This is a genomic window from Parerythrobacter aurantius, assembly GCF_045291475.1.
GTDB classification, from domain to species: Bacteria; Pseudomonadota; Alphaproteobacteria; order Sphingomonadales; family Sphingomonadaceae; genus Parerythrobacter; species Parerythrobacter aurantius.
In genome coordinates, this window is the sequence record NZ_CP147985.1 from 1,576,816 (window position 1) to 1,597,210 (window position 20,395).

A 20,395-nucleotide genomic window follows, 5' to 3' on the forward strand; every position below is an offset into this window, starting at 1 on the left:
AAGGATAGCCGTGACGCTATGAATTTTGCCGCCGGGAAGGGTGCCAGCCCTTCCGGCGGTTTTTCGTTTACACCATAGATCTGGTGGATCTGACACTCGCGGTGAGGATCGCTGTGGGCGGAAGTGAGGCCGTTTTCGCTCCTCGTCGCATATCAAAGCTGTCCAGGTGGACCTCCGTACACTCCTGCAAGTTTGATAATGTTCTGAAAAATAGAAAGAAAACATACTACACGCTTATCCTCGCGAATTTGTATGTTTCCGTCAGAATCCTTTCGCCCGCTCCATTTCTCCCGATTTGTCGTTTGTCCCTGCGCATGCTCGCCCGGTCGAGTTTTCGCTTGCCTTCGCACGTCCTTGGTGCTGAAGGCGGCGCTCATCATGTAACAGTGTAACATCACCTGGCGTCCAAGGCGCCGCGTGATGCAAGCTCGTCAAACGCGAATGAAGGACCAGACTACGCCATGCGCGCCAACGCCACTGCACGCCGTCTCGCCGTTTCCTCCCTTGCCTTCGCCACGGCCCTGGCCGCGCAGCCGGCGCTGGCGCAGTCCGCGCCGTCAGCTGATCCCGCGGCGACACAGCCCGATGACGATCTGCACAATCGCCGTACGGGCGAGGGCGAGGAGATTGTCGTCACCGCGGCGGGGCTAACCCAGCTCGACGTGCTTGCCGGCACGTCGGTGGTCGAAGGTTTCGAACTGCAGCGGTCGCTTGAGGCCAATATCGGCGAAACGCTGGTCAAGCTCCCCGGCGTGACGGCGAGCGGTTTCGCCCCCGGTGCCTCGCGGCCGGTCCTGCGCGGGTTCCAGGGGGACCGCGTGCGCGTGCTGGTCGACGGCATCGGCTCGATCGATGCCTCCAATACCTCGGTCGACCATGCTGTCACCGTCGATCCCCTGACGGCGGAGCGGGTCGACGTGCTGCGCGGCCCTGCCGTGTTGCTGTTCGGTAGCCAGGCCATCGGCGGTGCTGTCAACGTGATCGACAAGCGCATCCCGCGCCGCATGCCCGACGAGAAGATCCATATCGACGCCTTGCTGCGCGCCGATACCGCGCTCGACGCGCGTGAAGGCGGCCTGTCGGTCGACCTGCCCGTGGGATCGATGTTCGCCTTCCACGCCAGCGGATCCTATCGCACCACCAACGATCTCGAGATACCCGGCTATGCCGTGGCGCCCGAACTGCGCGCGGACCTGCTGGCCGATGCCGCGGAGGAAGAGGCCGAGGGCGAATTCGAGGAAGCAGCCGAACTGCGCGAAGCGGCGGAACAGCGCGGCACCGTGCCCGGGACGGCTACCGAAACCTGGACAGCCAATGCCGGCCTCACCCTGTTCGCCGGCGAGAGCAACCTCGGCTTCGCCATCGGCTGGTACGACAGCACCTACGGCATCCCGATTCGCCCCGGCGCCGGCCACCACGGCGAAGAAGGCGGCGAAGAGGAGGAAGGCGAAGAAACGGTTTCGATCGGCCTCGAGCAATTCCGTGCCGATATGCGCGGCTCGCTCGACCTCGGTGACGGGTTTTTCGGCGAACTCGTGACCCGCGCCGGCTTCAGCGACTATACGCATACCGAATTCGAAGGCGACGAAGTCGGCACGGTCTTCGACGTCCAGGGCATCGAGGGACGCGCCGAACTGGTGCAGAACCGCAAGGGCGGCTGGGGCGGCTCGACCGGCATCCAGTACTATACCCGCGATTTCGACGCTTTCGGTGCCGAAGCCTATGTGCCCAAGAACGTGACCAACCAGTTCGCGATCTTCTCGCTGCAGGAATTCGAGGCCGGACCGGTCCACCTCGAACTGGCCGGACGATACGAGATGACCGATGTCCGCGCGCCCACCCTCGATGTCGAGCGCAGCTTCGATACGCTGTCCGGTGCCATCGGCATCGCCCACGAAACAAGCGGCGGCCTGCGCTTCGGCCTCAACGGCAGCCGCGCCGAGCGCGCGCCGAGCGCCGAGGAACTGTTCTCCGACGGTCCGCATATCGCGACGCAGGCTTTCGAAATCGGCGACGTCACGCTGGGCAAGGAAAGCGCCTGGGGCGTCGAGGCCTTTGTCCGCGGGCGCATCGGCGCTGCCACCATCAGCGTGGCTGCATTCAAGAACTGGTTCGACGACTACATCTATCTCAGCGAGACCGGGCTCGAGGAAGACGACCTGCCCGTGTTCCAGTACCTGCAGTCGGATGTCGATTACTGGGGCGTTGAAGGCGAGGTGAAATTCCCGCTGGTCGATACCGGCCCGCTGCGTTTGACGGCCGACCTGCGCGGCGAATACGTCCGGGCCGAATTGTCCGACGGTACGCCGCTGCCGCGCATCCCGCCGCTCAGCCTGCTGGGCGCGCTGGAGGCCGATTTCGAGGCGTTCAACCTGCGCGGCGAGGTCGAATGGTTCGACGGGCAGGAGAGGACCGCGCCGTTCGAAACCGCGACCGACGGCTTTACCCTCGTCAACGCCTCGGTCGCCTGGCGGCCGCTGCGCGGCGACAATAACGTGACGCTGCTGCTGAAGGCGGAGAACCTGCTCGACGTGACAGGCCGCCGCCACTCCAGCTTCACCAAGGAATTCGTACCGCTGGCCGGACGCAATATCCAGGCCAGCGTCCGCTTCAGCTTCTAGCTTTCGACCTCGAAGCTGATTTCCGCATTGGCTTCGAGGCGTTCGACCAGGTCTTCGCCGAGAAACGCCCCGGCAGTGCCGACACCGCCCCCGGCGGTGCAATCGAGCAGGGCCATGCCGGTCTCGGCCAGCATCCGGCTGGTCGAGCCGTAGCCGGGATCGTACTTGCCCTTGACGCCGAGGCGTACCTCCTCGTCGTTAAGCCCGGTCTTGCCGATGAAGAGCACGTCGTAGAAACCCTGCTCGCGCTGTTCCTTCGTCGGGCCTTCGCCCGGCTTTGGCGGCTTGGCGCCGAAGGGGTTCTTGAGCATTTCAGCGACCGCATTGGCCGCAGCCTTGCCGGCCTCGCCGGGGCTGGTCAGCATCATCTCGTCGTACTTGAAGTTCTCGCCATAGGGATGACCGAGCAGGAAATTGGTGCGGTGGACGTTCTTGGTGTTGATCGTCGCCATGATGAAAGGCGCGGCCCACTTGCCGGTGTCCTCGTCGTATTCGGGAATCAGGCCGGTGGGCTGGTTCGGCCCTTCGAAGCCCGGCGTCAGCCCGAAGGGGCTGGAGAGGATCGGGATCAGCTTGGGGTTCTTGGCCACCGCCTTGACCGTGGCGGTGAGGCTGGCAGCGGTCCCGCCCGAGAAGGTACCAGCCATCGCCCGCACGCGGCCCTTGACGCGGCTGCAGGGCTTGCCGAATTTTTCCTGCGAGGCCTTCTGCAGCATCAGCACGCCGAGATCGAAGGGGATCGAATCGAACCCGCTGGAGAAGCAGATACGCGCGCCGCTGGTCTTGGCCGCTTCGTGGTGCTGGTCGATTTTCTCGCGCATCCAGCCCGGTTCGCCGCACAGGTCGGCATAGTCGGTGCCGGTGGCAACGCAGGCGGCGACCAGTTCGTCGCCATAGAGCTGGTAGGGACCGACGGTGGTCAGCACGACCTTCGTCCGGCGGCACATCGCCGTCAGCGTTTCGGGGTCCGAGGCATCGGCGACCACCAACGGCGTCGAGGCAGGCGCCCCGATCTCGTCGCGAACTTCCTCCAGCTTGGCCAGGCTGCGGCCTGCCATCGCCCACTTGGGCGCATCGGGCTTGCCGCCATAGTGGCGGACGAAATGCTCGGCGACCAGCCGTCCGGTGTAGCCGGTGGCGCCGTAGACGATGATATCGAATTCGCGGTCAGACATAAGCCATCCTCTTTCCGTCACCCCCGCGAAAGCGGGGGTCCCGCTGATCTTCAGGGATGCTCTCAATAAAAGCGGGACCCCGGATCAAGTCCGGGGTGACGAGTCAGGTAATGGGTGTTCCTGAAACGGGAGTCAAAGCGTTCCCTTGTCAGAAGCGGAATTGCCGGCTGGCAAGGTCGTACATGATCTCCTCCGAGCCGCCGCCGATCGCCATCACCCGCACCTCGCGGTAGATCCGCTCCACCCGCCCGCCGCGCATGAAGCTGGCGCCGCCCATGATCTGGCAGGCCTCGCGCGCGCAATATTCCATGGTCTGGGTCGCCTGCACCTTGAGCAGGGCGAAGTCGCCGGGGAAGGCGCAGCCGGTCTTCACGGTCCAGGCGGCATGGTCGATCATCGCCTGCGTCGCCTGGATCATCTGCAACATCCGCGCGAGCTTGTGGCGGATAGCCTGGCGCGTCACCAGCGGCCGACCGAAGGTCTCGCGCTGCCGTGCCCAGTCGAGCGCGTCTTCGTAGCAGAGCCGGGAGTAGGCCGCCGCCTGCTGGGCCATGCCCAGCCGCTCGCCGTTGAAATTGCGCATGATCCCGCCGAAGCCTTGGTTCTCCGGCCCGATCAGATTGCTTGCCGGGACCTCGACCGCGTCGAAATGGATCGTCGCCGTGTCCGAGGCGTGCCAGCCCATCTTGGCCAGCGGCGTGCGGGCAACGCCGGGCCGGTCCATCTCGACCAGCAGCAGCGAGACGCCGCCCATACCCTCGCCGCCGGTGCGAACGGCGAGCGTTATGTAGTCGGCCCGCATGCCGCTGGTGATGTAGGTCTTCTCGCCGGTGACCACATAATGGTCGCCGCGCCGCTCGGCCCGGGTGCGGAGCTGGGCGACATCCGATCCGCCGTCCGGCTCGGTGATGCCGAGGCATATTATCTTCTCGCCGCTCAGCACTGCGGGCGCAATCCGCTGCTGCAATTCGGGGCTGCCCATGGCGATGATCGGCGGCAGGCCGATACCGTGGGTCAGCAGCGAGGCGGGTATGCCGCCCGCGCCTGGCCGGCACATTTCCTCCGACTGGACCAGCGAGTGGAAGATATCGAAGCCGCCTTCTTCGATCGTCCCGCTGCCACCCAGATGCTCAGGGTAGCCCATGCCGATCACCCCCGCTTCGGCGGCCTTGCGATGCAGCTCGCGCGGCAATTCGCCTGCCGCTTCCCATTCCGCGACATGCGGCATGATCTCGCGGGCGACGAAGCTCCGCACGCTCTGGCACACGGCCTCATGCGTTTCGTCGTAATGCGGCGACCGGGCGCGCCACTGGTCGAACAGCGGGGTTTCCATGATGCGGTATGCCTCCCTTGGTCGCTCTATCCGGTTTCCTGTGTCCGTGTCGACAGGCCTCGCCCCGGCCGGGAACCGCGCCGGTTTTCCGACCGTTCGGATAGCGGGGTGGGAACGTAACGACAGGATCAATCCCCGATGCCGCATACCCTCACGCTCAAGGCCATTCGCCCGGTCACGCACAACGTCAACGAACTGACGTTCGACCGGCCTGAGGGCTTCGACTTCCGACCCGGACAGGCCACCGATCTGGCGCTCGACCGCGACGGATGGCGCGGCGAGCAGCGGCCCTTCACCTTCGCTTCGCTTCCCGGCGAAGAGCGGTTGCAATTCGTCATCAAGTCCTACCCGTCCCATTCAGGCGTCACCGAGCAGATCGGCCAAATGGAGCCAGGCGACCGGGTTATCATCGAGGATCCGTGGGGCGCGATCGAGGACAAGGGACCGGGCACGATCATTGCCGGCGGGGCTGGGATCACCCCCTTTATCGCCATCCTGCGTGCCCGCCAGGAGAAGGATGGAACGCTCGAGGGATATCGCCTCATCTTCTCCAACGAGCGCGAAAACGACATCATCCTTCGCGAGGAGCTGGAGGCGATGCCCGGGCTCGATCTCGACCTTGTCCTGACCGACGAACAGGCGCCGGGCCTACACTCCGGCATGGTGGACGGCGACTATCTCGATCAGGCGGGCGTCGACCTGTCCGGTATCGTCTACCTGTGCGGCCCGCCGCCGATGGAGGAAGCGCTCGTCACGGCGCTGAAGGCGCGCGGGGTCACAGACGACCGTCTAGTCCGGGAAGAGCAGTAACCCCCTGTCAGGCCGCAGCGCTAAAGCCGCGGCAGGGTAACGCCGCGCTGGCCCATGTATTTGCCTGCGCGGTCGGCATAGGTCACCTCGGGTCGTTCGTTGCCAGCCAAGAACAGGAACTGGCACGCCCCTTCGTTGGCATAAATCTTGGCCGGCAGCGGGGTGGTGTTGCTGAATTCCAGCGTCACGTGGCCTTCCCAGCCCGGCTCCAGCGGGGTCACGTTCACGATGATCCCGCAACGGGCATAGGTGCTCTTGCCCAGGCAGATCACCAGTACATCCTCGGGGATGCGGAAATATTCCACCGTTCGCGCCAGTGCGAAGCTGTTGGGCGGAATGATGCAGACATCGGTCTCGCGGTCGACGAAACTGTTGCTGGCAAAATCCTTCGGATCGACCACCGCGCTGTCGACATTGGTGAAGATCTTGAACTCGGGCGCCACCCGCGCGTCATAACCGAAGCTCGACAGCCCGTAGGATATGCACCCCTCGCGCCGCTGCGCCTCGACGAAGGGTTCGATCATCCCCTCGTTCATCGCCTTGTCGCGGATCCACTTGTCGGAAAGAATCGCCATGTCCGCACGATTCCCCAATGTGCCCGGGGCGGCAAGCAATGCTAGCCGATTTCCCCTATTTGATTTGCTTTGCCCCGAGCGCGGGATTGATGGCGGTAATGTGGTTGAGCCACTTCTTCGGCCGCCGCAGCATGTCCTTGGGATAGCTGACCTTCAGTCCGGCCAGCTCCGCCATGCGGCCCACGAAATGGATGCAGTTGCGCGTCTCGAGGTCGTAGTACTTGCCAGGTGCGCTGCGCCATGACTCGATCTCGCGCTTGATCCGCGCGTATTGCGCATCGCTGATCGTCAACGTGAAGTGGCGGTTGGTCTTCGGGATCGTCTTGGGCTTTTCCGAGATGACCGTGTGTTCCACCGGACCCTTGAGGATTGCCGGCGTGGTGCGGAGCGCGGAGAAGCCGTAGTTTTCGTCCACCCGCTTGCCGGTCGACAGCGTGCCTTCCAGCACGACGAAGGCATGGGGATAGCGCCCGAACAGCACCGAGCCGTCGAAGGAATGGAAGTGCATCTTCACTTCCGCTGCGGCAGCGCCCGACCAGGCGAAGGCGAAAATGGCGAGGAGAAGCTTGAGGTATCGGCCCATGGGCGCGCGTCTTAACGCTCGAATCGGTCCATGATAAGCCCCCGTTTTCCGTCCGTTTCCTGCCTTCAAACCCTATCCTGCCAGCAGCGTCGCATTGCCGCCGGCAGCGGTCGTGTCGATGCAGACCACGCGCTCGGTGGCGAAGCGGGCGACATAGTGCGGCCCGCCGGCCTTGGGCCCCGTGCCAGACAGTCCTTCGCCGCCGAAGGGCTGGCTTTCCACTACCGCCCCGATCTGGTTGCGATTGACGTAGAAGTTCCCGACCCGCGCCCGCGCCTCGACGAAGCGGCGGGTGGCTTCGATCCGGCTGTGCAGGCCCAGCGTCAGGCCGAAGCCGGTGGCATTGATATCCTCAATGACCTGTTCCAGCTGGTCGGCCCGGAAACGGGCGACATGGAGCACGGGGCCGAAGTTCTCGCGCTTCAGATCCGCGATCGACTCGATCTCGATGATGGTCGGCGCGACGAAACAGCCTTGGGCGGCGGACGCGGGCAGGTCGCGCCGCCAGACCTGTGCGCCGCCCTGCTTGCGACGGGCGACATGGCGCTCGAGCGCTGCTTGTGCATCGGGATCGATCACCGGGCCGACGTCGGTGGCGAAGTCCGCCGGATCGCCGATCGAGAGCGCTTCGAACGCGCCGCGAATGATCTCGAGCATCCGGTCGTAGACATCGTCCTGCAGGTACAGCACGCGCTGCGCCGAACAGCGCTGGCCCGCGCTCTGGAACGCGCTGGCGACGACGTCGCGCGCGACCTGTTCCGGCAGCGCGCTGCTGTCGACGATCATCGCGTTCTGCCCGCCGGTCTCGGCGATGAAGGTCGCGATCGGCCCCTCGCGCGCGGCGAGCGCACGGTTGATCGCGCGCGCCGTGTCGGTCGAGCCGGTGAAGGCGACACCTGCAAGGCGAGGGTCGGAGGTGATCATCTGGCCTACGTCGCCCGTACCGGGGAGCAGCTGGAACACATCCTCCGGAATGCCCGCCTCGTGGCACAGGCGCACCGCCAGCGCGGCGATCAGCGGGGTCTGCTCGGCCGGCTTGGCGACCACGGTGTTGCCGGCGGCCATGGCGGCGGCGGCAGGGCCGATGAAGATCGCCAGCGGGAAGTTCCACGGGCTGATCGTGGCGAAGACCCCGCGGCCCGCCAAGTGCAGCCGGTTCTCCTCCCCGGTCGGGCCGGGCAGGATGGTGGGGGCGGTAAACTGGCGCCGCGCCTCGGCGGCATAATAACGCAGGAAATCGACCGCCTCGCGCACTTCGAGCACCCCGTCGAGCACGGTCTTGCCCGCTTCGCGGCGGCAGAGACTGATAAATTCGTCTGTGTGCGCCTCGAACAGGTCGGCGGCTTCTTCCAGCAGCAACGCGCGCTTCTCGCCGCCGAGCGCGTTCCAGCCCGGCTGGATAGTCACGGCGCGGGCAATGGCATCGCGCACCTCCCCTTCGGTCGCATCGCGGCGAATGCCGACTGTGTGGCCAAGATCCTGCGGGGCGGTGATCGGGGCTTCCTCGCCTGCCTGCGCTGCCGGGAAGGTCGGGCCGGCGTGCCATTGACGCTCCTCCAGCGCATGCAGCCGCGCCAGCAATGGTTCGCGCACCAGGGGATCGGCGAGGTCCACGCCCGCGCTGTTCCTGCGATTGGGGAAGATATTGGCGGGCAGCGCGATATCCGGATTGCGGCGCGGGGAGAGCGCGGCGAGTTCCGCCACCGGATCGCCCGCCAGCTCGACGGCAGGAACCTCGGCATCGGCCATGCGGTTGACGAAGCTCGAATTGGCCCCGTTCTCCAGCAGGCGGCGGACGAGATAGGCCAGCAAGTCCTCGTGCACGCCGACCGGCGCGTAGATGCGCACCCGGGACTTGCGATTGCCCTCGGCTGCGGCGAGCGCGTCGTAAAGTTCCTCGCCCATGCCGTGCAGGCGCTGGAACTCGAACTCGGGGCCCTGTTGGCCTGGCTCTCCACCGCTGGAGGCCATGCTGCCAGCGAGCGCCTTGATCGCGCCCACGGTGTAGGCATTGTGCGTGGCGAATGCAGGATAGATCGCGTCCTGTGCTTCGAGCAGCCTGGCCGCGCAGCCGAGGTAGCTGACATCGGTCGCCACCTTGCGGGTGAAGACCGGGAAATCCGTGTACCCGCCGACCTGGCTCAGCTTGATCTCGCTGTCCCAGTAGGCGCCCTTGACCAGTCGGACCATCAAGCGGCGACCGTGACGGCGGGCGAGCCTGATCACCCAGTCGCACAGCGGCGCGGCGCGTTTCTGGTAGGCCTGGATGACGATGCCGAAGCCTTCCCAACCCTCTGCGAAGAGATCGTCGTCGGCGACCAGTTGCTCGATGATGTCGAGCGAGATTTCGAGCCGCTCGGCTTCCTCGGCGTCGATGTTGAAATGCATGTTGGCCGCGCGCGCCTGCAGGGCGAGGTCGCGCAGCATCGGCACCAGCGCCGCGACTGCCGCCTGCTGGTGGAACACGTCGTATCTCGGATAGAGCGCCGACAGCTTGACCGATATGCCCGGGCTCGACCGCATCGATCCGTCGCTCTCGGCCGCCAGCCGGGCGATCGCCGCAGCGTAGGACTGGCGATAGCGCTCCGCATCGGCAAAGGTCAGCGCGCCTTCGCCCAGCATGTCGAAGCTGTGGGTGATGCCCTTGGTGCGTTCGGGCCGGGCACGCTTCAGCGCCTCGTCGATGGTGCGGCCATAGACGAACTGCCCGCCGAGGATCTTCATCGCCTGCAATGTCGCCTTGCGGATGACAGGTTCGCCCAGCCGGTTGATCGTCCGCTTGAGCGTAGTGCCCATGCCGCGCTGCTTTTCGTCCGGCCGATCCAGCACTTCGCCGGTCAGCATCAGCGAGAAAGTCGCCGCATTGACAAAGGTGGAGCTGCTTTCGCCCAGGTGCTCGCTCCAGTCGATATCGCCCAGCTTGTCGCGGATGAGCGCGTCGGCGGTGGCGTGGTCGGGCACGCGCAGCAATGCCTCGGCGAGGCACATCAGCGCGATGCCTTCCTCGGTCGCGAGGCCATAGGTCTGCAGGAAAGCATCGATCCCGCTCGCCTTGCGGCTGCGGGCATCCTCGATCAGCCTGACGGCCAGTGCCTGCGCCTCGCGATGCACGCCTTGCGCGGCAGCCGCCTGCCGCAGCCGCTCGGCCACGCAGGCCTCCTCTTCCATCCGGTAGGCCTGGCGCAGGGCGGTGCGGTCGAGCGGGGCGAAGTCTGGCATGGGCGCGGGTTTCTCTCGAGCTGATGACTCACGGGGTCTTGCCGCCCGTGAACCCGAAAATTGGCGCAATCAAGGGGCCTCGCATTGCCGCAAAGGAGCCGCTATCCCCGCCGCAACAAACGAACATATCGAGGGGAGGGAAGGCGATGGATATTGCCAGGCTGATGTATCGCGACGGGCTGATGGCGGGCGAGCGCATCCTCGTCACCGGCGGCGGCACCGGGCTGGGCAAGGAAATGGCCGAGGCCTTCCTCAAGCTCGGGGCGGAAGTCCACATTTGCGGCCGGCGCGAGGGCAAGCTGCAGGAAACCGCCGACGAGCTGATGGGGCGGCACGGCGGGAAAGTGACGGGCCATGCCTGCGACATCCGCAGCCACGATTCGATCAAGGCGATGATCGACCGCATCTGGGAAGGCGGCGCGCTGACCGGCGTGGTCAACAACGCCGCGGGGAATTTCATCAGCCGGACCGAGGACCTTTCCGTCAACGGCTTCAATGCCATTGCCGACATCGTCTTTCGCGGCACCTTCTATGTCACGCACGAAGTCGGCACGCGGCTGATCAAGGAAGGCAAGCGCGGCAACTTCCTCGCCATCCTGACCACCTGGATCTGGAACGGCGGGCCCTTCACCGTGCCATCGGCCATGAGCAAGAGCGCGATCAACAACATGACCCAGAGCCTCGCCGTCGAGTGGGGTCGCTATGGCCTGCGCTTCAACGCCATCGCCCCGGGGCTTTTCCCCACCGACGGGATGAGCGCGCGCCTCAGCCCCGGCGGGCGCGGCGGCAATTCGGGTGACCGGATGAACCCGATGGGCCGCCATGGCGAAATGCACGAACTTGCCAACCTCACGGTGTTCCTGATGGGCCCAGGGGCCGAGTGGGTCAACGGCCAGACCATCGCCATCGACGGTGCGGGTTACCAGGCCAACAGCGGCAATTTCTACCAGGCGCTGGCCCCGCTGGGCGATGCCGAGTGGGAGCATATGCGCACCATGATCAAGGGCACCAACGCCAGGGACAAGGCCGAGCGGAGCGTCGATACGCGCGAAGGGTAGGCGCCATGGCGCAGCTGGGCGAATCCCGTTTCTGCACCGCGCACGAGGTGCTGGGCGACGGCTCGGTTGCATTGACCTGCTCCGATGATCGGCGCGCATGGCCCTGGCTGGCGCTCGATCCGCATCACCCGATCGTGGTGCAGACGGTGAACTTCTGGGCCTCGGTCGAGGCCGGGCTTGCCAAGCACAGCTGGGACGACGGCCAGTGGACCGCGCTCACGGAAATGGAATGGCAATGCGGCGCGCCCGGCTGCGGCCATGCGCATCATGGCCTGGCGGATTACTACGATGACGATGGCAAGCAGCGCTTCCGCATCACCATGTTCGATGCCGCCGGTCGGCTGGTTTACCGCATGAGCGGGGCGGGGGTGGTCTTCCGCACCCGCAATTTCGAAGGCTGGCGCGCCGAGGCCAAGGCGGCGGCGGGCTCGGAGCGCGCGCCCTTCGTGTTCGCGGCGGACGAGGCCGTCCATGCGCCGGTGGCAGGCGGCAGCTTCCTCGGCGCCGATGATGCGGGGCTGGCGCTGGTCACGCCCGGGAACGGCCTGCCCCCGGGCCACCCCTACATGAGCGGTTCCGGCGACCATGTGAACGCGACCCACTTGGCCGAAGCGGTGCGACAATACGCCGCGCTGGTGCTGGGCAAGGGCGCAGCCCTGCCGAGCGGCGGGGAAATGCACTTCCGGCGCTATGTCGAGCTGGGAGTGCCGTTCAGCATAGCGGGGGACGACACCGCGTCGGTGACCATTCACCAGGCCGGCAGGCCCTGCTGCGAGGCGCGGTTCGACTACGCCTGACGGCGCCTAGCGATCTTTCGGCTTGCCCTTGAACGGCAGCTTGCCGCCTGTCCCGCCCTTGCGGTGGGGCTTGGGCTTTGCGCGCTGGCGATCCTCGGAGCGAGCTCCCGGCCCGCCGGGCACGCGCGTATTGTCGCGGCGCGGGGGCGGCCCCTTCCTGTCGTCACGGCGGCCATCGCGCTGCCCTTCGCGGCGGTTTTCGCGGGCCGCATCGCGCGGGGTTTCGTTCGAGGGCTCGATCAGAATCTTCTCCTGGTCGTCCTCGCCCCCGGCGGTGCGCTCGACCGCGGCGGCAAACTTGCCCGCCACATTGCGCGGGATCTGGAAGAAAGTTTCGTTCGGCCCGATGCGGATCGCGCCGATCTCGTTGCGGGTGATGTGCCCGCGGCGGCACAGCAGCGGCAGGATCCAGCGCGGATCGGCGTTGCGGCGACGGCCGATGTCCATGCGGAACCACACCGTGTCCTCGAAGCCCGGGCGGTGGCGCTCCTGCTGCGCGGCGCGGCGCGCCTCGGGCGTGTTTGCCAGCAGGTCTTCGGGCTCGGGCATCTTGGCCCGGTGCGAGGCCACCAGCATAGCGGCGATATCTTCGGGGCTTTTCTCGGCCAGCAGGCGGTCGGCCAGTTCGCGGTCGCCTTCGTCGATCTCGACCGGCTGGAGCAGCACCTCCAGCAAGCGCTCGCGGTCCCTCGCCTTGATCGACTCGCGGTCGGGCGCATCGGTCCATTCGGCTTCGATCCGGGCCCGGCGGAGCATTTCCTCGACCCGGCGGCGGCGCGAGAACGGCACGATCAGCACGGCGGTGCCCTTCTTGCCCGCGCGCCCGGTGCGGCCCGATCGGTGCTGCAGTGTCTCCGCGTCGCGCGGGATCTCGACATGGACGACGAGGCTCAAAGAGGGCAGGTCGATCCCGCGCGCGGCAACGTCGGTGGCGACGCAGACCCGGGCGCGGCGATTGCGCAGCGCCTGCAGCGCGTGGTTGCGTTCCTGCTGGGAATGTTCGCCAGACAGGGCCACGACCGCAAAGCCGCGCTCCTGCAAGGTCGCGTGAAGATGCCGCACATTGTCGCGGGTGGCACAGAACAGGATGGCAGTCTCCGCCTCGTGGTAACGAAGCAGGTTGACCACCGCGTTCTCGATCTCGGGCGGGGAGACGGTCACCGCCTGGTAGGCGATGTCGCCATGCCCGCGCTGGTCGCCCAGAGTCGCGATGCGCAGCGCGTCGTGCTGGTAGCGGCGGGCGAGCGCCTCGATGGGCTTGGGCATAGTGGCCGAGAACAGCAGCGTGCGGCGGCTTTCGGGCGTTGCGTCGAGGATTTCCTCGAGCTCTTCGCGGAAGCCCATGTCGAGCATTTCGTCCGCTTCGTCGAGCACGACGGCGGCGAGCGCGGAGAGGTCGAGTGCGCCGCGTTCCAAGTGGTCGCGCAGGCGCCCTGGAGTGCCGACGACGATATTGGCCCCGCCGCGCAGCACCTGGCGCTCCTTGGTCGGATTCATGCCGCCGACGCAGGTGGCGATGCGGGCGCCCGCCGCCTGGTAGAGCCAGGCGAGCTCGCGGCTGACCTGCAGCGCCAATTCGCGTGTGGGCGCGACTACCAGCGCGAGCGGCCCGGCGGCGAAACGCAGCTTGCCGTCATCGTCGAGCAGTTCACCGGCCATGGCGAGGCCGAAGGCGACGGTCTTGCCCGAACCGGTCTGCGCCGAAACGACCAGGTCGCGCCCGGCCGCTTCGGGTTCGAGCACGGCGGCCTGCACCGGGGTGGCATCGGCATAGCCGCGCTGGGCCAGCGCATCGCGCAGGGCGGGGGGGAGATTGGAGAAACTCATGATCGGATCTCGCAAGGGTCAGCCGCATCGCAGCCAGGACGTCAGGTGCAGCGACGCGGCGGTTGGGTGCCCGCAGGCAAGTCCGACACTGTCGAAAAAAGTTGGTGCGGTCGAGAAGACTCGAACTTCCACGGGCTTTCGCCCACAACGACCTCAACGTTGCGCGTCTACCAGTTCCGCCACGACCGCACACAGTCAGGGCTGCCAGATTGCGGGCCCCGGGGTGGTAGGAGCGCGCCCCTAGCAGCGTGTTCCGGACGCTGCAAGCGGCTTTGCGCGAATTGCGTGCGCAGGGCCGGGCTCAGTTGGGGCTCCAGCCGATCCGGGCGCGCCGCGCGCGTTTCGGCACCGAATTGGTCGCCTCGTTGATGGTCACCGATTCCCCGGGCGCCAGCGTCGTCACCGGAGGCTTGATCTCCCAGCGCCACACGCGGTTGTCGTTCGAATCGTACAGGGCAACCAGGACGTTGGGCACCCGCCGCGTCTCGCGCCCGATGTTGGTGATCTTGCCGCTGACGGCGAACAGTATGCTGCCGTCGGACATGGGCCGGCGGTCCTGCTGGCTGGACGGGAAGTCGAGCCTCAGGTCGGGCTGGTCGAGGCCGAAGGTCGGTTTGCTGACCGGTAGCCAGTCGGGCGTGCCGTAGAAGGATATCGCCGCGATGGTGCCCGCAGCTGCCAAGGCGAACAGCGCGGCAACCGCGGTCCAGATCTTGAGCGGATTGCGCCGCGCGCGGAACGGCGGCTCGTAATCGAACTGCGAATATCCCTCTTCGGGGTCGGGCACCGGCGGCGGTGGAGGCGTCGGTTCGCCGAACGGCGGCGGCCCTTCGAACACGCCGCGAGCGGGCGGAGTATCTGCCGCATCGTCGGCGGCGGTTTCCGGTTCTGCAGGCGCGTCCTCGGTCGCCGCCACGGGGGGCGGGGCGGGCTCGGGCCTGGCCGACGCCTGGCGGGGCTCGGCTGCGGGACGATCCGCCGTTTCCCCTGTCGGCGCGCGTCCGGCGGGCGGCGCGGGTCTGGCAGTCACCTCGGGAGTGGCGGCGGGGGCGGCTGCCATGCCGGTCTGTGCGTCCGGTTCCGCCGAGGGCGGTCCGGCGGCAGGCCGGGCTGGCGGTTCAGGCCCGTCCTGGAACCAGCTGTGCCTGCACTTGGCGCAGCGAACGGTGCGGCCTTCGACGCCAATGGCGCTGTCGGGCACCACATAGCGGGTGGAACAGGCGGGGCACGCAATGATCATCCGGCTACCGCCTTACGACGCATAGCGAATCGGTGGCAAGGGCGGCTGCGGTGGATGCATTTGCGCTTGGCGCTTTTTTCCACATGGAAGCCTCGCTATAGGCCCTTTCGACGATGCCAGGTGCCATTCCGCCCCACTCCCGCAAGGCTGCAAGATGAGCGAGCGCGACGAAGAGGTCGTGACCTTCGACAATGTCGGCCTGCGTTACGGGACCGGCAAGGAAATCCTCAGCGACATCAGCTTCACGCTGTGGCCGGGGAGTTTCTATTTCCTTACCGGCGCGAGCGGAGCGGGGAAGACCTCGCTGCTCAAGCTGCTGTATCTCGCCCAGCGCCCGTCGCGCGGGGTGATCCGCATGTTCGGGACCGATGTCATCACCCTGCCGCGCGGTCGCCTGCCGACCTATCGCAGGCGGCTGGGGGTGGTGTTCCAGGACTTCCGCCTGGTCCCGCACCTGTCCGCCTATGACAATATCGCCCTGCCGCTGCGGGTTTCGGGCGTGCCGGAGGCGGAACTGGCCAAGCCCGTGTCGGACATGCTCGACTGGGTCGGCCTTGCGCACCGGGCCGAGGCGCGCCCGGCGACGCTGTCGGGCGGGGAACAACAGCGCGTCGCCATCGCCCGTGCGGTCATCGGTCGCCCCGACGTGCTGGTGGCCGACGAGCCGACCGGCAACGTCGACCCCGACATGGCGATAAAGCTGCTGCGCCTGTTCGAGGCATTGAACCGGCTGGGGACGACGGTAGTGGTCGCGACCCACGACCTGCACCTGCTGCAGAAGGTGCCGCAATCGATGATCATGCGGCTCGACAAGGGGCGGCTGTCCGATCCGACCGGTATGCTGCGTAACCCGCCGCGCCGCCCTGCCGGGGGGCGCGCGTCATGAGCGGAGCCGACCATGCGGATCGTGGCCGGGCGCGTCGCGGGCTGTCGCCCTTCCGCGGCGAGCGTACCAGCCAGCTCCTGCCGCAGGGCAGCCTGGCCGGCCCGGTGCCCTGGGTGATTGCCATCATGGTGGCGCTGACGGTCGTGGCAACTGCCGCCGGGCTGGCGCTCAGCAACCTGGCGCAGGGCGCCCGGGCGGAACTCTCGGGCGGCGCCACGGTGCAGATCGTCCAGGCCGACAGCGAGGACCGCGCTCGCCAGGCTGCAAGGGTGCGCGAGGTGCTGGAAGGCTTCGGCGACGTCGCAAGCGTGCGGCAGGTGCCGCAGGGCGAACTCGAAAGCCTGCTCGAACCCTGGCTCGGCGCCGGGGTAGACCGAGAGGCCGTGCCAATCCCGGCGCTGATCGACGTGCGATTGAGCGAGGCCGCCACGCCGGACAAGCTGCGACGGATGCGGGCCGCGATCATGCAGGTCGCGCCGGATGCGCGGATCGATGCGCAATCGACATGGCTGCAGCCGGTGTTTTCGGCCATCACCTCGCTGCAATGGCTGGCGGTCGCGCTGGTCGTGCTGCTTGCGGGAACGAGCACGGCGGCGGTGTTCCTCGCCGCTCGCAGCGCACTGGGCAGCAATCGCGACACGATCGAGATCGTCCACCTGCTGGGCGGCACCGATGTCCAGATCGCGCGGGTGTTCCAGCGCACAGTCGGCTTCGATGCGACGCTGGGCGGGGCGGTGGGCCTGGTGCTTGGAATGACGGCAGTGCTGCTGCTGGGCCGGCAGTTCGCCGCGCTCGACAGCGGGATGGTCGCGGGCGGAGGGTTGCGCTGGTACGACTGGCTGGCAATCGCGGCGGTTCCCGTCATCACGGTGGCGCTGGCGATGGTCACGGCCCGGCTGACGGTGGTCGCCGCACTGAGGAAAATGCTGTGATCTGGCGGTCCGCCCTGCTGGTCCTCATCGCCTGGGCGCTCGGGTTCCTCTGGTTCGCGGTCAGCCTGCCGCGCCCGCTCGAGGGCAAGTCCACCGACGCGGTAATCGTGCCCACGGGCGGGGCGGGGCGGATCGCCCGCGGGATCGAAATCATCGACGCAGACCAGGCCCGGCTGATGCTGGTGACCGGGGTCGACCGGGACGTGAAGCCGCGCGAGTTCGCGGCCGAGTTCGATGTCTCCATGGCGCAGATGCAGTGCTGCATCGTACTGGGCTATGTCGCCGAAGACACGCGTGGCAACGCGGCGGAAACGGCGGACTGGGTCGCCACCAACAAGATCAGGTCGCTCCGCCTCGTCACCTCGGACTGGCACATGCGCCGGGCGGCGGGCGAATTGCGGAGCAAGCTGCCGACCAATATTGAAGTCCTCGAGGACGCGGTGCCGACCGAGCCGTCGCTGTTCATCCTGTTCCTCGAATACAACAAGATGCTCGCAAGCCTGTTTTCGCGATGAACGTGCTGCGCAGTGCCCTGTTCTATCCGGTCTATTACATCGGCAGCAGCATCTATGTGGTGCTGGCGCTGCTGGCGTTCGTCGTCGACCGCAAGCTGTTCCGCCGCGCGGTCAAGGGCTGGGCGGGGTACCACCGCGATTGCCTGCGCACGATCGTCGGGATCGACATTGCGATCGAGGGCGAGCGGCACGAGGGACCGGCGCTTTACGCGATCAAGCACGAAAGCTTCTTCGAAGCGCTCGACGCGCCGCAGATGTTCCAGTTTCCGGTGGTCTTCGCCAAGAAGGAACTGTTCCGAATCCCGGTGTGGGGCTTCCTCGCGCAGCAATACGGCCTGGTGCCGGTCGCGCGCAGCGAAGGCGCGAAGACGCTGCTGAGGATCATGCGCGAGGCACGGCGCAAGGCCGACGAGGGCCGCCCGCTGGTGATTTTCCCCGAAGGAACCCGCGTGCCTCACGGACAGCGCGGAAAGCTCCAATCGGGCTTTTCCGGCATTTACAAGATGGTCGGCCTGCCGGTGGTGCCGGTCGCGGTCGACAGCGGCCCGCTCTACCACAGCTGGATCAAGCGGCCCGGGACCATCACCTACAAGTTCGGCGTGCCGATACCGCCCGGCCTGCCGCGCGACGAGGTGGAACGACAGACTGAGGCTGCGATCAACGCACTCAATGCGACTTAATGATCCCGCCCGAAGTCGGGCTTTGCGTCGTCCTGCCCTTCGTCGATGATCGAGCGGCGGATGGCGCGGGTGCGGCTGAAGAGGTCGTGCAGCGTCTCGCCGTCGCCTGAACGGATGGCGCGCTGGAGCGCGGTGAGATCCTCGGTGAAGCGGCCCAGCATTTCCAGCACGGCATCGCGATTGTTGAGGAAGACGTCGCGCCACATCACAGGGTCGCTGGCGGCGATGCGGGTGAAGTCGCGGAAACCGCCGGCGGAGTACTTGATCACTTCGCTGCGGGTCACGCCTTCCATGTCCGACGCGGTGCCGACGATGGTATAGGCGATCAGGTGCGGGATGTGGCTGGTGACGGCGAGCACGATGTCGTGATGCTCGGCATCCATGATTTCGACCTTCGCGCCGAGCGACTGCCACAAGGCAGTGAGCCGCCTGACCGCCTCTTGCGGCGCGCCTTCGGGCGGGGTTAGGATGCACCAGCGGCCCTCGAACAAGGTCGCGAAACCGGCGTCCGGCCCGCTCTGTTCCGTCCCGGCGACCGGGTGGGCGGGGATGTTGACGTGACCGGGCAAGGCCTCGGCCAGCGCCTTCTGCACCGACCGCTTGGACGAGCCGACATCGCTGACGACGGCATCTGCGGACAGGGCAGGCGCGAGTTCGCGTGCTGCCTCGCCCATGGCACCGACCGGGACGCAGAGGACGACAAGGTCCGCCCGGGCGACGGCATCGGCGGCCGTCTCGCAGACGGTGCCGACCAGCCCGCGCTCGGCGGCGCGCTGGCGCGTTGCCGGATCGCGGTCATAGCCGGTGGTCTCGACCTGCGGCAGACGATCGCGCAGGGCGAGGCCGAGCGAACCGCCGAGCAGCCCGAGGCCGATGATGGCGACCCGCTGGAAGCTCACTGCGCGGCTTCCGCCGCCGCGGCGATCGCGGCGGCGATGGCATCCATGTCCGCGGCGGTGCCGATAGTGATGCGCAAGGCCTGCGGCAGGCCTTGGCCGGGCAGGTGGCGCACGGCGTAGCCCGCATCGGCCAGCGCTTCGAGCGCGGCGGCGGCGGTCAGCGCGCCCTCGAACAGCACCAGCACGAAATTGGCCTTGCTCGGCAGCGGGCGGATGCCGTGATTGCCCAGCGCCGCCATAGCCTCGCTGAAACGCGCCAGTTCGCGCGCGTTGTGGTCGCGGGTCGCAGCGATGAAGGACTGGTCGGCCAGGCCCGCCAATGCCGCCGCTTGTCCCCCGTTGGTGACGTTGAACGGCCCCCGAATGCGATTGAGCGCATCGATCAGTTGAGGCGCGCCTGTGGCCCAGCCAATCCTCTCGCCGGCCAGGCCATAGGCCTTGGAGAAGGTGCGGGTGACGAGCACGTTCTCATGCGCAGCGGCGAGCTTGAAACCGCCGTCATCCTCCTCCGGCGCAAGGTATTCGGCATAGGCCTGGTCGAGCACCAGCAGCACCGATGCAGGCAGGCCCGCATGGAGCCGCGCGATCTCGACGCGGGGCAGGAAACTGCCGGTCGGATTGTTGGGGTTGGCAACGAACACCACGCGGGTCCGCCCGTTGACCGCCGCCAGCAGGGAATCGACGTCGGTGGCGTAGTCTCTGTCGGGCGCTTCGACCGGCGTCGCGCCGCAGCGCCGTGCGGCAATGTCATAGACGGCGAAGCTGAAACGGCTGAACAGCACTTCGTCACCGGGTCCGGCAAAGGCCTGCGCCGCAAGGTTGAGCAGTTCGTCCGAACCGGTGCCGCAGACCACACGCTCAGCATCGAGGCCGTGCACCTCGGCGATCTTGCCGCGCAGCGCCCGCGAGTCCGGATCGGGGTAGCGCGCCGGGCCGGCACTGGCGGCGAGCGCCTCCAGCGCGGCTGGCGAGCACCCCAGCGGATTCTCGTTGGCGGACAGCTTGATGAGCTCGTGTCCGCCCTTGCCGATCGATTTTCCGGGGACATAGGCATGGATGCCAGCGATCCAGGGCTTGATGGTGGGGCGGCTCGTCATAGTGCGGGCCTCCTAGAGCAACGCGTTGACACGGCAAAAAAGAAAATACAGCCCTTCGACAAGCGCAGGGCGAACGGGTACGGGCAATCTCCAAATCCCGTTCGGGCTGAGCCTGTCGAAGCCCTTTCCTTCCTGCTGGCGTATTCTC

17 protein-coding genes and 1 tRNA gene are annotated in these 20,395 nt (G+C 66.9%); 8 read left to right on the forward strand and 10 right to left on the reverse strand.

Going from position 1 to position 20,395, the window contains the following annotated elements; genetic code table 11:
• The first annotated feature begins 461 nt into the window (after positions 1 to 461).
• Positions 462 to 2,621: a TonB-dependent receptor gene (locus tag WAB17_RS07775; protein ID WP_435416789.1), complete on the forward strand. Its 2,160-nt coding sequence runs from the start codon at positions 462 to 464 to the stop codon at positions 2,619 to 2,621.
• Here the strand turns inward: WAB17_RS07775 and WAB17_RS07780 are convergent.
• Complete coding sequence (locus WAB17_RS07780; protein WP_435416790.1) at positions 2,618 to 3,796, reverse strand: saccharopine dehydrogenase family protein; 1,179 nt, start codon at positions 3,794 to 3,796, stop codon at positions 2,618 to 2,620. The two genes, WAB17_RS07775 and WAB17_RS07780, sit on opposite strands and share 4 nt — an antisense overlap.
• A 148-nt stretch (positions 3,797 to 3,944) precedes the next feature.
• Positions 3,945 to 5,129, reverse strand: coding sequence for an acyl-CoA dehydrogenase family protein (locus WAB17_RS07785; protein WP_435416791.1), 1,185 nt, complete (start codon positions 5,127 to 5,129; stop codon positions 3,945 to 3,947).
• Positions 5,130 to 5,267: 138 nt separating this feature from the next.
• On the opposite strand from WAB17_RS07785, the gene WAB17_RS07790 reads away from it, so the two are divergent.
• Positions 5,268 to 5,939 carry an FAD-binding oxidoreductase gene (locus WAB17_RS07790; protein WP_435416792.1) on the forward strand — a complete coding sequence of 224 codons (672 nt, stop codon included), beginning with the start codon at positions 5,268 to 5,270 and terminating at the stop codon, positions 5,937 to 5,939.
• A 20-nt stretch (positions 5,940 to 5,959) separates the two neighbouring features.
• On the opposite strand, the gene dcd is transcribed toward WAB17_RS07790, so the two are convergent.
• The 3 genes from dcd to putA form a co-directional block, all read right to left on the reverse strand.
• The gene (gene dcd / locus WAB17_RS07795) at positions 5,960 to 6,514 is read right to left on the reverse strand and encodes a dCTP deaminase (RefSeq protein WP_435416793.1); all 555 of its coding nucleotides are present in this window, start codon (positions 6,512 to 6,514) and stop codon (positions 5,960 to 5,962) included.
• A 55-nt stretch (positions 6,515 to 6,569) separates the two neighbouring features.
• Positions 6,570 to 7,097, reverse strand: a complete 528-nt coding sequence (locus WAB17_RS07800; RefSeq protein ID WP_435416794.1) for a hypothetical protein — start codon at positions 7,095 to 7,097, stop codon at positions 6,570 to 6,572.
• A gap of 72 nt (positions 7,098 to 7,169) precedes the next feature.
• Entirely contained in the window at positions 7,170 to 10,316 is a 3,147-nt protein-coding gene (putA, locus tag WAB17_RS07805; RefSeq protein WP_435416795.1) for a bifunctional proline dehydrogenase/L-glutamate gamma-semialdehyde dehydrogenase PutA, read from the reverse strand.
• Positions 10,317 to 10,462: 146 nt separating this feature from the next.
• On the opposite strand from putA, the gene WAB17_RS07810 reads away from it, so the two are divergent.
• Both WAB17_RS07810 and WAB17_RS07815 read left to right on the forward strand, forming a co-directional pair.
• The gene (locus tag WAB17_RS07810) at positions 10,463 to 11,374 is read left to right on the forward strand and encodes an SDR family oxidoreductase (protein WP_435416796.1); all 912 of its coding nucleotides are present in this window, start codon (positions 10,463 to 10,465) and stop codon (positions 11,372 to 11,374) included.
• Positions 11,375 to 11,379: 5 nt separating this feature from the next.
• Positions 11,380 to 12,171, forward strand: a complete 792-nt coding sequence (locus tag WAB17_RS07815; RefSeq protein ID WP_435416797.1) for a hypothetical protein — start codon at positions 11,380 to 11,382, stop codon at positions 12,169 to 12,171.
• Positions 12,172 to 12,177: 6 nt separating this feature from the next.
• Here WAB17_RS07815 and WAB17_RS07820 read toward each other — a convergent pair whose 3' ends face one another.
• The 3 genes from WAB17_RS07820 to WAB17_RS07830 all read right to left on the reverse strand — a co-directional run bounded on the left by WAB17_RS07820 (position 12,178) and on the right by WAB17_RS07830 (position 15,238).
• Positions 12,178 to 13,998 carry a DEAD/DEAH box helicase gene (locus tag WAB17_RS07820; protein ID WP_435416798.1) on the reverse strand — a complete coding sequence of 607 codons (1,821 nt, stop codon included), beginning with the start codon at positions 13,996 to 13,998 and terminating at the stop codon, positions 12,178 to 12,180.
• A 102-nt stretch (positions 13,999 to 14,100) separates the two neighbouring features.
• Positions 14,101 to 14,187: transfer RNA gene (locus tag WAB17_RS07825), tRNA-Leu, on the reverse strand.
• Between the two features lie 112 nt (positions 14,188 to 14,299).
• On the reverse strand, positions 14,300 to 15,238 hold the full coding sequence (locus tag WAB17_RS07830) for an MJ0042-type zinc finger domain-containing protein (RefSeq protein WP_435416799.1): 939 nt from the start codon (positions 15,236 to 15,238) through the stop codon (positions 14,300 to 14,302).
• Between the two features lie 154 nt (positions 15,239 to 15,392).
• On the opposite strand from WAB17_RS07830, the gene ftsE reads away from it, so the two are divergent.
• From ftsE to WAB17_RS07850, 4 genes are read left to right on the forward strand one after another with little or no spacing between them, the layout of a single operon-like run.
• Positions 15,393 to 16,124, forward strand: coding sequence for a cell division ATP-binding protein FtsE (ftsE, locus tag WAB17_RS07835; RefSeq protein WP_435416800.1), 732 nt, complete (start codon positions 15,393 to 15,395; stop codon positions 16,122 to 16,124).
• A complete protein-coding gene (locus WAB17_RS07840) occupies positions 16,121 to 17,056 on the forward strand; it encodes a cell division protein FtsX (protein ID WP_435416801.1) in 936 nt (311 codons plus the stop codon). The genes ftsE and WAB17_RS07840 overlap by 4 nt, the downstream gene beginning before the upstream one ends.
• On the forward strand, positions 17,053 to 17,571 hold the full coding sequence (locus WAB17_RS07845) for a YdcF family protein (RefSeq protein WP_435416802.1): 519 nt from the start codon (positions 17,053 to 17,055) through the stop codon (positions 17,569 to 17,571). Before WAB17_RS07840 ends, WAB17_RS07845 begins: the two co-directional genes overlap by 4 nt.
• Positions 17,568 to 18,251, forward strand: a complete 684-nt coding sequence (locus WAB17_RS07850) for a lysophospholipid acyltransferase family protein (RefSeq protein ID WP_435416803.1) — start codon at positions 17,568 to 17,570, stop codon at positions 18,249 to 18,251. The genes WAB17_RS07845 and WAB17_RS07850 overlap by 4 nt, the downstream gene beginning before the upstream one ends.
• Here the strand turns inward: WAB17_RS07850 and WAB17_RS07855 are convergent.
• Complete coding sequence (locus tag WAB17_RS07855) at positions 18,248 to 19,150, reverse strand: prephenate/arogenate dehydrogenase family protein (RefSeq protein ID WP_435416804.1); 903 nt, start codon at positions 19,148 to 19,150, stop codon at positions 18,248 to 18,250. The genes WAB17_RS07850 and WAB17_RS07855 overlap by 4 nt on opposite strands.
• Complete coding sequence (hisC, locus tag WAB17_RS07860) at positions 19,147 to 20,247, reverse strand: histidinol-phosphate transaminase (protein ID WP_435416805.1); 1,101 nt, start codon at positions 20,245 to 20,247, stop codon at positions 19,147 to 19,149. Before hisC ends, WAB17_RS07855 begins: the two co-directional genes overlap by 4 nt.
• Positions 20,248 to 20,395 lie beyond the last annotated feature (148 nt).